We start from the raw sequence: 12,447 nt of genomic DNA on the forward strand, positions 1-12,447 counted from the left end.
TCGGGATAATAAAATTAGCGTCCTTCGTTACAAACAAAATGTTTTCCTACGTTTTACTGATGCATCTGTAAACGGAATGTTACAAATATAGGATAAAAGATTAAATTACAACAGCTTTGATGAAAATGATTGACATTTTATGCGAATTCATCTTCCTGTACAATTATTCTTGAACGTAACTACCAGTTTCCTTACAGTTTCTGAGAGTTTCTTTTGCTTGGGGAGGTAAATGCTATTATAGGGAAGCTATTGATGTGTATAATAGCTGTAGAGAGACAGAGATTGGATAGTCTCTATATCGTACTTGTTCTCAGGTATATGGATGGGGTATGAAATAGCATTAAGGAACTTAGTATTCCTTAATGCTATTATGGATGTTTGATTCAATGAAGTGAATCAGCAGTTGGGCATGGTTTCCAGAATCTCTTCCCAATCTTCACAAAGCGATGTCATAGATGGGTAGAGCGTGTTTGCACCGGCTTCGAGTAACACTTGCTCATCCAGCGGACCGGTATTGACCGCAATGGTAAAGATGCCGGCTTTATGTCCGGATTCCACTCCGAGCGGTGCATTTTCTATTACGACTGCTTCGTCGGCTTGCAGGTCCCCTTTACCGAGAGCCATCAGGTAGGGTTCAGGGTTGGGTTTGCCGTATTTCACATCATAGGCGGTTACCATTAATTCTTTGCGGAACATCCCCGGGAAATTATGCTCCAGCCTGTCCAATAACGAATGTTGTCCGGAACCGGTAACAACCATCGGGGTGAGTCCGTTACTTTTTACCTTCTGAAGCAGTTCCCATGCGCCCGGCATACGTTCGGGATCGGGATATGAATTGAATAAAATGCTTTTCTCCTTATAGATGTTTTCGATCTCCTCTTGCGTCGCTTCTCTACCTAATTCACGTTGGAAAACCAGGTTGATCGTTGAAGAACCTGTGCGCCCTTCGTGCAGATACGCTTCTTCGCGGCTGAGTGAAAGCCCGTAGCTCTTCATTACTTGATGCCAGGCTTCGGCATGGTAGGGCATGGAATTAAATAGTACGCCATCCATATCGAACAGGACAGCTTTGAGTTTCTTCTTCATATTTTGAGTTTAATAGAATCGTTGCGATTCTTAATCTTATTTGATAATATCCTTTAGTTCAGGAATGCTGATTGTCACATCGTAGTGGTCTCCGGACTGGCTACCGACATATCGGTATATTATATCCCTATCACAACTTACACAATTGTTGATAAACACACGAGTTGCTTGGCCGGCTGTGGACAATGTTTCGATGATATTCCGTTTGATAGCTATCGAACTATCTTTGATTTTACTGAGACTGTATCCGGCTTCATCGATGTGAGATACATAGATAACAGACTTATCGGTGAGTTGCACTTCTTCCAGACGGGTATCCTTATTGACTTGTATCGGAAGTTCCCGGCTAGCTATCTCTAGGTGTGATTTTAGATTGGCTAGATCGTTTTCCGGCGAATCGACTTGGGTATCAAGCGTACCTTTCAGCTCGTCGTGCGTCAGTTCACAAGTAAGTTTACTGCCTGAATCTTTGCCAATGTATATGACGTGCAGCCCTGCTTTCGATTGAACCATAAGGGTAAACAAGTCCTTGGTATCTGTCGTCGGATCTTGAAGCATGAGCATGATTGATGTTTTCAGGCTTTCGGGATTTGCCTTTAACGCCTCCATATCCGTAAGCGCTTCGTTGATAGAGAGCGTATAAATTACATTCTGCCCATCATAAACAATACTGCTAATCTCTCCGGTTTCCCCTAAGGTGATGGGACACTGCTTGTTGGCATTCTCGATTGCTTCTTTGAGTTTACTCTGTTGGCAACCAACTAATATCATAAATAAGGATAAAGCCGATAGTAGCATAAATACATGCGACTTCTTGATTAAATTTTGCATAGCTCAACAGTTTAGAATTTGATAATCTTCCAGATAGGAAGATATATCGTGCAAAGATAGTTATAAAAAATGAGAGACAAAGCCTAACGAAAAGATAGTTGTCGGTTGGTAGTCAGGTTGATAAATGGCGCAACTGTTTGTTAATTAGAAGATAATATGTATTTTTGTGGCATGATTAATCTATTGATAGTATGAAAAAGGGACTATTATTTCTGCTGCCATTATTGCTGGGAGCCTGTTCCGCCAAGGAAGAGAGTCCGGTTATTAAAGTCGAAAAACTATATGTAAGTTTAGAAGGCGAAGACGGAGAAATTGAAAAATCGAAGAATTATGCCGGTAATTTAGACCAGTTGCCTGTGCTGGAGCCGGGTGATAAGGTTGATGCCTATTTATCGCTCGATGGCAATGGGGCCGAGTTGAAGACCTTTAAACTCTTGAACGAGGGAGAGGTACTTACCGACTTGGTTTATGAGGAGGGCGAAGTAACTTCCGAAGGCAATCTGACCAATAAGGAAAAAGGGCAGTTGCGATTTAAGGATGGAGTAACAAAGTCCAAGGTTCTGGTGCAGGCCGTCGTGGAGAAAGTCGACCAAAACGGTGATGTGAAGCTATCTTTCTATCTCTCTTCCAAAGCCGAGTGCGAAGGAGCACAGGAAGTTATTGATTTAAAGACGAAGGCAGCCGACAACGAATGATTTTCCACCTATATATAATAAAAAAGAAGCGATCTTCAAAAGGTCGCTTCTTTTTTATATTGAGGGAATACAGTTCTTATAACTTAGCTTGAATAGCTTTCGAATCTTCTTCGTATCCCGGTTTGTTTAGCAGAGCAAACATATTCTTTTTGTAAGCCTCTACGCCCGGCTGGTTGAATGGGTTAACTCCTAACAGATAACCGCTGATGCCGCAAGCCTTTTCAAAGAAGTACAGAAGTCCGCCAATGTAGTACTCGCTCAGTTCGGGAAGAACAATGCGCATATTGGGAACACCACCGTCTACGTGAGCCAACTGAGTACCTAGTTCAGCCATCTTGTTCACCTCATCTACGTTTGCCGGCTAAGAAGTTCAGGCCATCCAGATTCGCTTCGTCAGAAGGAACCTCCAGTTTGTGATTTACTTTATCTACGGAGATCACCGTCTCGAAGATAGAGCGTTCGCCTTCCTGAATCCATTGCCCCATGGAGTGAAGATCGGTAGAGAAATCAACAGCAGCCGGGAAAATACCCTTGTTGTCTTTGCCTTCAGATTCTCCGTAAAGCTGCTTCCACCATTCACTTACGTAGTGCAACTTCGGGCAGAAGTTAACGAGAATCTCGATCTTCTTCCCGCTTTTGTACAACTCGTTGCGAGTGGCAGCATAAATAGCCGCTGGGTTTTCGGCAAAAGGTACCTGATCACCACAAGCTTTCTCCATATCAGCTGCTCCGGCAACTAATTGTTCGATGTCGAAGCCGGCAACCGCAATCGGAAGCAGGCCAACCGGCGTCAGTACCGAGAAACGTCCGCCAACGTTATCAGGAATGATGAACGTTTTGTATCCTTCCTTGTCCGCTGTGATGCGCGCAGCTCCTTTTTCGGCATCGGTAATTGCTACGATAACCTTTTGAGCAGTCTCTTTGCCCCGTTGATCTTCGCATTGCTTTTTCAGCAGGCGGAAAGCGAGGGCAGTTTCGGTAGTTGTACCCGATTTAGAGATGTTGATAAGACCAAATTTCTTGTTTTTCAGATATTCGGTAAGTTCGTATAAGTAATCTTCACTGATGTTATGCCCGGCATAAATCATGATCGGAGAAGTTTGCTTATCTTGCAGCCATGCAAAGCTGTTGGACAAGGCTTCGATTACAGCACGGGCACCCAGATAGCTGCCACCGATACCGGCTACAACGACTACTTCGCAGTTATCTCTCAATACCTGTGCGGTAGCTTTCAAGTCAGCCAGATGCTCTTTACTGATAGAAGAAGGCAGATGTAACCAACCTAGAAAGTCGTTTCCTTTCCCTGTACCTTTTGCTAACATCTCCTGTGCAGCCTTTACCTCAGCTTCATAGGCAAAAACTTTTTCTTTTGCGATAAAACCAAAAGTTTTTTCAATATTCAAACTAATCATATCTTTATACTATTTATAAGGTTTATCTGAATGAGTCGGTGAGTAACTTTATCTCGATCATTGGCGAAATGCGTTCGTACAAGATGTTGTATACGGCATCCAGTATAGGCATATTCACATGATGATGCTTATTGATTTCTTTGATGCACTTGGTACCGTAGTATCCTTCGGCTATCATTTCCATCTCAATCTGCGCGCTTTTCACGGAGTATCCTTTGCCGATCATGGTTCCGAACGTCCGGTTACGGCTAAAGTTAGAGTAGCCGGTTACCAGCAGGTCGCCTAGATACACCGACTCGTATACATTTCTGTTGAGCGGGTGCACCGTGTTGAGAAAACGGTTCATTTCCTGAATCGCATTGGATATCAGTACCGCTTGAAAGTTGTCTCCGTACTTTAGGCCGCTACATATACCTGCCGCAATGGCGTAGACATTTTTCAGTACCGAACTATATTCGATACCTATCACGTCGTCACTCACGGAAGTTTTGATGTAGCTGCTTCCCAACCGGCGGGCAAAGATACGTGCTTTGTCCTTGTCCGGACAAGCGATCGTCAGATACGAGAGACGTTCCAACGCAACTTCTTCTGCATGGCATGGGCCACCTAATACGGCGATATTTTCGGGGGGAACACCGTATTCCTTGGTGAAATATTCTGATACGATAACATTATCGTCGGGTACGATTCCTTTGATAGCGGTAATAATGAACTTGTCCCGAATTTTATGTTTCAGTTTTTTCAAGTGCGCTTTCAGGTACGGAGAAGGGGTCACGAAGATGAGTGTATCCGATTGTTTCACAATATCGTTGATATTGGAACTGAAATTGATACGCTTTACATCGAACTTCACCCCTGTTAGATAGGCCGGATTATGCCCCAGTCTTTTGAAGTCGGTGATGCGATCGTCTCGTCGCATATACCAATTAATGGAGTCTTCCTGAGCCAGACACATTTTAGCAATGGCTGTAGCCCAACTTCCGCCGCCCATTATCGCTATCTTACCGGGTAATTTCATATTTAATGGATCATTGATAATTGCAGAAAGAAGTCTGATACGTCTTTCTGCAATTAGATTCAATTAAGTTTGTTTACCCAGTCGGTCACCTCGTTCACGGTTGGGTTAGTTAATTCCAATTTATACTTCTTATTTATACCACAGATGTCTTGGTGTAGTTTTTGCGGGTTGACATCTTTCATGTCGCTTACTGTGTTGTAACCGGCTTTTTGTACGAGAGCTACCCATTCTTCCGGGATGCCCAGTTCCATGTATTTGGAAGCCGAATCTTTTTTGGTTGTTTTTTCAGGGCGCATTTGCGGGAAGAACAGAACTTCCTGAATGGCCGTTTGTCCGGTCATGAGCATAACCAAGCGGTCCATACCGATTCCCATTCCCGAAGTAGGAGGCATACCATATTCCAACGCGCGTACAAAGTCCATATCGATAAACATGGCCTCGTCGTCTCCCTTTTCGCTGAGGCGGAGTTGGTCTTGGAAGCGTCCTAACTGATCGATCGGGTCGTTCAATTCGGAGTATGCGTTACACAATTCCTTACCGTTTACCATCAGCTCGAAGCGTTCCGTCAATTCCGGATTGTTACGATGGCGTTTGGTCAGCGGTGACATTTCCACCGGATAGTCGGTGATAAATGTAGGCTGGATATAATTTCCTTCGCAGAATTCTCCGAAGATTTCGTCGATCAGTTTGCCTTTACCCATTGTGTCATCGATATCCATTTTCAACGCCTGGCAGACCTCCCGAACTTCAGCTTCGCTCTTTCCGGTGAGGTCGTATCCTGTAAATTCCTTGATCGAATCGAGCATAGTCACCCGTCTGTAAGGAGCTTTGAAGTTGATTACGTTGTCGCCGACTTTAACCTCGTGCGTTCCGTTGGCATCCATACAGATCTTGTCGATCATGTTTTCGGTGAATTCCATCATCCAGTTGTAGTCCTTGTAGGATACATAGATTTCCATACAAGTAAACTCCGGGTTGTGCGTACGGTCCATACCTTCGTTACGGAAGTTCTTGGAGAATTCGTATACACCTTCAAAACCACCTACGATGAGACGCTTCAAATAAAGTTCGTCGGCAACACGTAGGTAAAGAGGCATATCCAAAGCATTGTGGTGTGTGATGAACGGACGAGCCGCAGCGCCACCGGGGATTGCTTGCAGGATTGGAGTTTCTACCTCCAGATAGCCCTTGGTATTGAAATACTCGCGCATGGAGCTATATACTTTCGTGCGCTTCATGAAAATATCTTTGATGCCTTCGTTTACTGCCAGGTCGACATAGCGTTGGCGATAACGAAGTTCAGGATCTTCAAAAGAGTCGTATGCTACGCCATCTTTGTGTTTTACGATGGGCAGCGGTTTGATGGACTTAGCCAGAACGGTCAGCTTTTGCGCATGAACGCTTATTTCGCCCATTTGCGTGCGAAATACAAAACCTTCGATTCCGATAAAGTCGCCTAAGTCGAGCAGACGTTTAAATGCGGTGTTGTACATTTCCTTGTCTTCTCCCGGGCAGATGTCGTCACGGGTGATATATACCTGGATACGGCCTCTGGAATCCTGCAACTCAACGAAAGAGGCTTTACCCATCACACGGCGACTCATGATACGTCCGGCGATCGATACCTGGCGAGGTTCGTCTTCATCTTTGAATTCTTTTTTAATATCGGTGGAGAAAGCATTGGTTACATACTCTGCTGCCGGATAGGGATCAATACCCATCGCGCGAAGTTCGTTCAGACTGTTACGTCTGATGATTTCCTGTTCACTTAGTTCTAATATATTCATTTCGTTATGTATTAACTCAATTTTGGAGGCAAAAATACGAAACTTTTCTTATATATCCCGTATTACGTCTCTTTTTTGTATCTTTGCGCCCTCAAAGAAAAGAATATGAGTCAACAAAAAACACCCACTGCGCTGGGTACTGAAAAGATTGGAAAACTTCTGATGCAATACGCCATTCCGGCAATCATCGCTATGACGGCATCTTCTCTTTATAACATGGTAGATAGTATTTTCATTGGACACGGGGTAGGAGCACTGGCTATTTCGGGGCTTGCGCTGACGTTTCCTTTGATGAACTTAGGTGCTGCTTTCGGCTCGTTGGTCGGAGTGGGAGCCTCTACACTTATATCTGTCAAGCTGGGGCAGAAAGACTACGGTACTGCCCAGAAGATACTTGGCAATGTGCTTATCTTAAACCTGATTATCGGTATCTCCTTTACGCTCCTTGTCCTACCGTTTCTCGATCCGATTCTTTATTTCTTCGGAGGAAGTGACGAAACGGTGAAGTATGCCCGGGAGTTTATGCAGATCATCCTGCTCGGTAACGTGGTTACCCATCTCTACCTCGGGCTGAATGCGGTACTTAGGGCTTCCGGACATCCGCAGAAGGCGATGATCGCTACCATAACCACGGTGGTAATCAATGTGCTGCTCGCCCCCTTGTTTATATTTGTATTCGATTGGGGGATTCGGGGAGCGGCTGCTGCTACTGTTTGCGCGCAGTTGATCGCTTTGCTGTGGCAGTTTCATTTCTTCAGTCGTAAAGACGAGTTGATCCGGTTGCAGAAAGGTATTTACCGGTTGGAACGTAAGATTGTAACCGACTCTTTAGCGATCGGTATGGCTCCTTTCCTGATGAATATGGCTTCTTGTTTCATTGTCATCCTCATCAATCAGGGGTTGAAGAAGTATGGAGGCGATTTGGCTATTGGCGCGTTCGGCATTGTCAACCGCATCGTCTTTGTCTTTATAATGATTGTGTTGGGATTGAATCAGGGGATGCAGCCTATTGCCGGCTATAATTTCGGGGCGAAGCTTTATCCGCGTGTGACGCGGGTGTTGAAGGAGACGATTCGCTATGCGACCGTAATCACGACAATCGGTTTCCTGATCGGTATGTTTATTCCCGAAATGGTTTCCGCCATCTTTACGTCGGACCCAGAGCTGATCGCGATCTCCTCGAAGGGATTCCGTTTGGTTGTCCTGTTTTTCCCCATCGTAGGTTTCCAGATGGTAGCTTCCAACTTCTTTCAAAGTATCGGAATGGCCAATAAGGCTATTTTCCTTTCACTCACCCGGCAGATGCTTTTCCTCGTTCCGTGTCTGTTGATTCTGCCGCATTATTATGGGCAGCTAGGCGTATGGGTAAGTATGCCGGTAGCCGATTTGGCGGCAAGTGTTGTGTCGGGCGCTATGCTTTGGTGGCAATTCAGGCAGTTTAAGAAGGCCGAAGCTGCTCGTTGATATATGCCAGGTATCCCTGGACATCCGCTAAGGAATGTCCAGGAAAGTGGTTATTAGCTGTACTTGGCGGGGCGTGAAAGTACGTGTACGCGGATTGTATCCGAGTTCCGTCAAGCGAGCGTACAACTCTTTATTGATCTTTATCCACTTGGTTAGCATCCGGATGGCGCATCGTGGCGTAATGTTCGGGTTGTAAAGGCAGGCTAAATCCTTTTTTAGATACGTTTTGATGACAAAAGGCTTCTCTTCTTCTTCCAATTCTTCCCAGGTTGAATGTTCCATTTAATTTTTCATTTTAAGGTTTGGTAAATATACGAAATATTGAACAAAATATCAACATATCATACGTTTTTTTAAGCATCACCTGCACCTGTTTTATCAGGTGCAGGTTTTGATTTACAGATTCTCGAGTGTTGTCGGGTCCGGAGCTTCTCCACCGCCTCCCTCTTCCGGTTTGGAAGGTTCGGTTTCGAGCTTTTGCACACTTACGTTGTGTAGCATCTCTTTAAACTTATAGCCTGGTGTGAAAATGATTTTCACCCTCCGGATTGTATCCGTGTCTACCTTCTCAGCAGTCTCTTGGCTTTCACAATTCATGCCCGGTCGGAAGCATCCGAAGTCCCCCAGTTGAACGGAGATACCTTTGTTGAGGTTGATACTCAAGGTATCTATCAGTGCGTCGAGTACAAATTTAACCGCTCCGCTAGGTACCATGCCCACTTTGGTTATTTCATCGCATAAGCTTCGGAAATCCAAGGTATTCGTAATGAAGTTTTGTGCCACATACTTTTCAGTTTTTGTTTTGTCGAAACCGAAAATTCTTTTTTTAATTACATACTTTAATGCCATTTTAAATGATGTTTTTAAGTTACTAATTTTATTACCATATCTCTTTGTGATCACGATACAAATATACGACATATGGAAAACGTCCATGTGCTTTAATGAACGTCAATGATGCACATTGACGCACAATTTTGAAAAAAAATAGAGAATTAACTATTTGGCTCTATTGGGGAGGAGAAAAAACGTCTGATTTGCAATAAATACTCAGTTTTCCCAGCCCTTCACGCCGGATTATCCCTTCGGCAATGAAAGCATTGAGATCGGCTATCGCACATCTTTTATTCCGTCCGGTAAGCAGGCAGTAGCTTGTCCGGCTGATGAACAGATGCGTTTTGAAATACTCGGCAAGTCGTTCGATACACATCGGACGGGAAATGCCACCCTGTTTTGACTGAGGGGAAGTTTCCCGGCGTTGCAACCTCATTTGCCGGCCTACTTCCCTTCTGCATACCCGGCTTGCCCGGAAGTTGATACTTTTCAGTTTGACGGAGGATACCCGGACCTTTTTCTTATCATACACCGGTGGGCATTGCAGGGAGGCGGAGAAGAAACCCAGTTTGCCCAATTCTACATTCCATCCATTGGCCAGCAAGTCGCAAGTCTCATTGGCAAAAGCTTCCATGGCACCTGCCAGCAGGCTTCGGCTGATGCCCGTAAACTTATGTACGCGGTCTAAAAACTCTTCCTGCCCGACAGTCCCTTTGAGCACGATTCGGGCGTGTAAAGGTTGCTGTGCTCCATCCTCTGCGGGCGGGTTCTCAAATAAATCATATACGGCACTCATACGCTAAAAATAATTAGTTAGGTTACTACTTTGGATTCGTTCGACCCGGGTTGATGTTTCGTTCCACCTAGGTCGGTGTTTGGTCCGACCCGGGTATTTGTTTCGTTCCACCCGGGTCGAACGAATTAGTTGATAGAGCAAAGGTAGTTAGCCGATAGGGTGTAGGAGTGCTTTAGCGGTGGTCTGCTCCTGTAATTTTTAGTGTGGCTATTGAATGGCGTTGTGAAATACGCCACCGACGAGCGTCAGGTATTCCGGCATCTTGCCATTCTCGCTCCATTTTAGCTCGATGTTCAGCAATTGGGAGGTAGTCTTACCAATGTCGAAACCACAAGACTCCAATGACGGGCGAGCCAATTCAGGGTAGGGGCAGGGCTTACCTTCGATGCGGGTACAGGAAGGGCAAACGATGCAAAACCCGGCGAAGAAAGCGCGTCCCTGATACTGCTTCTCCAGTCTGAGTAAGCGAGCATCCATCGACAAGCGTTCCGTCTTCATCAGTTCGGCTCCATACGTAATGGGATCTGTAATCTCTTGGGGGTGCAGCGGCGTGATCTTGGAGGCTAGTATAAAGGCAGTCTGGTACAGATAATGGTCTACATTGAAACTGAATGGCGGACAGGCCCAGCAAGTGTCATAGCGGCGGCATTGTTGGCAGAAACCCATAAACTTCTCAGCATCCCGGTATTGAGCCATAAAGTCGGCTACGGGAATTATGACCGAAAATTCTTCGGCTAGGTAGTCTTCATTTATTTTCATATCACAAAGATAAAGTTTATTTTTGTACAGTCACTAGCATTTACACCGAATGGAAAAAGGATATATTCACGTTTACACAGGCGATGGAAAAGGAAAGACAACGGCTGCTTTCGGATTGGCTGTACGTGCCTTTGTGCCGGGAAGCACGTCTTCGTCGGGCAATTTGTCAAGAGTATGCAGTACCACGAAACCCGTATGGTTGAGAAATTCGAGCATATATGTATTGAACAGTTCGGCAACGGCTGTATGCTGACCCGTGAGGTTGATCAGGAAGATATCCGCATGGCTCGTAAGGGGTTGGAACGATGTGAGCAGATCTTGCTGGCGGACGAATATGAGATTGTGATTCTGGATGAGTTGACTATTGCGTTGTATCTAGGCCTGCTGGAACTGGCAGACGTGCAGAAGCTTCTGCACAGCAAACGTCCGGAAACCGAATTGATCATTACCGGACGTTATGCTCCGCAAGAGCTGATTGAAATGGCTGACTTGGTTACAGAGATGCGTGAAGTAAAGCATTACTATACCCAAGGTGTATTGTCACGAGACGGAATCGATCGTTAACCCCATACCTCGGCCGCTATTTCGCGTACGAGTGCTACTTTATTCCACTGTTCTTCTTCGGTGAGGATGTTGCCTTCTTCTGTTGAGGCGAATCCGCATTGAGGGCTTAAATAAAGCCGATCGAGTGGTACGTATTGAGTTGCCTCCTGAATACGCTGTTTGATCTGTTCTTTCTCTTCCAATTGTGGATGCTTAGAGGTTATGAGACCCAATACCACGTGTTTGTTTTCCGGTACAAAGCGGAGAGGCTCGAATCCTCCGGCACGCTCTGTGTCAAACTCCAAATAGTAAGCATGTACGTTCTCTTTGGCGAACAGAGACTCTGCTACCGGTTCGTAACTTCCCGAACCTGCCCAAGTAGAGTGGTAGTTACCTCGGCAAACATGCGTGTTGATTACCAAATCTTCCGGTAAATCGGCGATCGCTTCATTGTTCAATCTCACATACAGGGCTTGCAAGGCTTTCACCTGTTCGGCATCGGCTGTCACCCCTTTGGCTGCCATGTACTCGCGGCTGCAAAGCATTCCCCAGGTACAGTCGTCCAATTGGATATTCCGGCAACCCAGTTCGTAGAACTTTCGTATGCTTTTTTGGTAAGCGTCTGCGATGTCACTGTACAGTTCCTCTTCGTCGGTATAGAAGTCGGCAATGGCGTGTTGGTTGCCCGGCCAGCTCAGTGCCATGTAGAATTGTGACGGAGAGGGAATGGTTTGCTTCGTCAAGACCTCATTGCCTGCTACTTGACTGGCAAATGTGAAATGCTCGAAGAAGGGATGATTCGGATTGAAACGAACCTTACCGGATAGAGAAGCTGACTCCGCACGGGTCTCTTCATCGTGAAACTTATATCCCTGTTCGGCCTTTTGGTATTCCACACCTTCAAATCCCCAGAAGAAATCGAGGTGCCACCAACTGCGACGGAACTCTCCGTCGGTGACGCATTGCAGACCGGCTGCTTTTTCCTTTCCGATAAGTTCGGTGATGCATTTATCCTCCACAGCTTTCAATTCTTCTGCCGTAATTTTATGCTCCTGATAGTCGGCACGTGCCTTTTTCAACTCTTCCGGACGCAGGAAACTACCTACGATATCTGCCCGAAAGGGTGCGTTGTTTTTATTTCCCATTGTTTTGCTTTTTTCTCTACAAAGGTATGTCTCGTGGAAATAAAATCTAATAGCCTGTTTGAAGTTGGATTATTTTT

At 45.4% G+C, this 12,447-nt stretch carries 11 protein-coding genes and 2 pseudogenes; 3 read left to right on the top strand and 10 right to left on the bottom strand.

The genetic code is table 11. From position 1 onward, the window contains the following. Positions 1-396: 396 nt before the first annotated feature. Both JCM10512_RS16210 and JCM10512_RS16215 read right to left on the bottom strand, forming a co-directional pair. Positions 397-1,086 carry an inorganic diphosphatase gene (locus tag JCM10512_RS16210; RefSeq protein WP_044164734.1) on the bottom strand — a complete coding sequence of 230 codons (690 nt, stop codon included), beginning with the start codon at positions 1,084-1,086 and terminating at the stop codon, positions 397-399. A gap of 36 nt (positions 1,087-1,122) precedes the next feature. Further along, positions 1,123-1,917, bottom strand: coding sequence for a hypothetical protein (locus JCM10512_RS16215; protein ID WP_044164735.1), 795 nt, complete (start codon positions 1,915-1,917; stop codon positions 1,123-1,125). 191 nt (positions 1,918-2,108) lie between these two features. Here JCM10512_RS16215 and JCM10512_RS16220 point away from each other — a divergent pair, with 191 nt between their 5' ends. Further along, positions 2,109-2,612 carry a DUF5035 family protein gene (locus JCM10512_RS16220; protein WP_044164736.1) on the top strand — a complete coding sequence of 168 codons (504 nt, stop codon included), beginning with the start codon at positions 2,109-2,111 and terminating at the stop codon, positions 2,610-2,612. A 76-nt stretch (positions 2,613-2,688) separates the two neighbouring features. Here JCM10512_RS16220 and JCM10512_RS16225 read toward each other — a convergent pair. The 3 genes and pseudogenes from JCM10512_RS16225 to lysS form a co-directional block, all read right to left on the bottom strand. Continuing rightward, positions 2,689-4,024 (bottom strand): annotated as a pseudogene (locus JCM10512_RS16225) (glucose-6-phosphate isomerase). Between the two features lie 22 nt (positions 4,025-4,046). Beyond that, positions 4,047-5,042 carry an NAD(P)H-dependent glycerol-3-phosphate dehydrogenase gene (locus JCM10512_RS16230; protein ID WP_044164767.1) on the bottom strand — a complete coding sequence of 332 codons (996 nt, stop codon included), beginning with the start codon at positions 5,040-5,042 and terminating at the stop codon, positions 4,047-4,049. Between the two features lie 59 nt (positions 5,043-5,101). Then, a complete protein-coding gene (gene lysS, locus JCM10512_RS16235) occupies positions 5,102-6,829 on the bottom strand; it encodes a lysine--tRNA ligase (protein WP_044164737.1) in 1,728 nt (575 codons plus the stop codon). 105 nt (positions 6,830-6,934) lie between these two features. Here lysS and JCM10512_RS16240 point away from each other — a divergent pair, with 105 nt between their 5' ends. Then, positions 6,935-8,293, top strand: a complete 1,359-nt coding sequence (locus JCM10512_RS16240) for an MATE family efflux transporter (RefSeq protein WP_044164738.1) — start codon at positions 6,935-6,937, stop codon at positions 8,291-8,293. A 27-nt stretch (positions 8,294-8,320) separates the two neighbouring features. Here the strand turns inward: JCM10512_RS16240 and JCM10512_RS16245 are convergent, their stop codons facing one another. The 4 genes from JCM10512_RS16245 to JCM10512_RS16260 all read right to left on the bottom strand — a co-directional run bounded on the left by JCM10512_RS16245 (position 8,321) and on the right by JCM10512_RS16260 (position 10,682). After that, positions 8,321-8,575, bottom strand: a complete 255-nt coding sequence (locus tag JCM10512_RS16245) for a DUF4248 domain-containing protein (RefSeq protein WP_044164739.1) — start codon at positions 8,573-8,575, stop codon at positions 8,321-8,323. A 114-nt stretch (positions 8,576-8,689) separates the two neighbouring features. Beyond that, a complete protein-coding gene (locus JCM10512_RS16250) occupies positions 8,690-9,142 on the bottom strand; it encodes an HU family DNA-binding protein (protein ID WP_044164740.1) in 453 nt (150 codons plus the stop codon). 160 nt (positions 9,143-9,302) lie between these two features. Then, complete coding sequence (locus tag JCM10512_RS16255; RefSeq protein WP_044164741.1) at positions 9,303-9,923, bottom strand: HU family DNA-binding protein; 621 nt, start codon at positions 9,921-9,923, stop codon at positions 9,303-9,305. 207 nt (positions 9,924-10,130) lie between these two features. Then, positions 10,131-10,682, bottom strand: coding sequence for a DUF2284 domain-containing protein (locus tag JCM10512_RS16260; protein ID WP_044164742.1), 552 nt, complete (start codon positions 10,680-10,682; stop codon positions 10,131-10,133). A 49-nt stretch (positions 10,683-10,731) separates the two neighbouring features. Between JCM10512_RS16260 and cobO the strand changes: the two are divergent. Then, positions 10,732-11,246: pseudogene (cobO, locus tag JCM10512_RS16265) on the top strand (cob(I)yrinic acid a,c-diamide adenosyltransferase). Here cobO and JCM10512_RS16270 read toward each other — a convergent pair. Continuing rightward, positions 11,243-12,370: a 5-methyltetrahydropteroyltriglutamate--homocysteine S-methyltransferase gene (locus JCM10512_RS16270; RefSeq protein WP_044164743.1), complete on the bottom strand. Its 1,128-nt coding sequence runs from the start codon at positions 12,368-12,370 to the stop codon at positions 11,243-11,245. The pseudogene cobO and the gene JCM10512_RS16270 overlap by 4 nt on opposite strands. Positions 12,371-12,447: the final 77 nt, after the last annotated feature.

Source organism: Bacteroides reticulotermitis JCM 10512 (genome assembly GCF_000517545.1).
Lineage (GTDB): Bacteria > Bacteroidota > Bacteroidia > Bacteroidales > Bacteroidaceae > Bacteroides > Bacteroides reticulotermitis.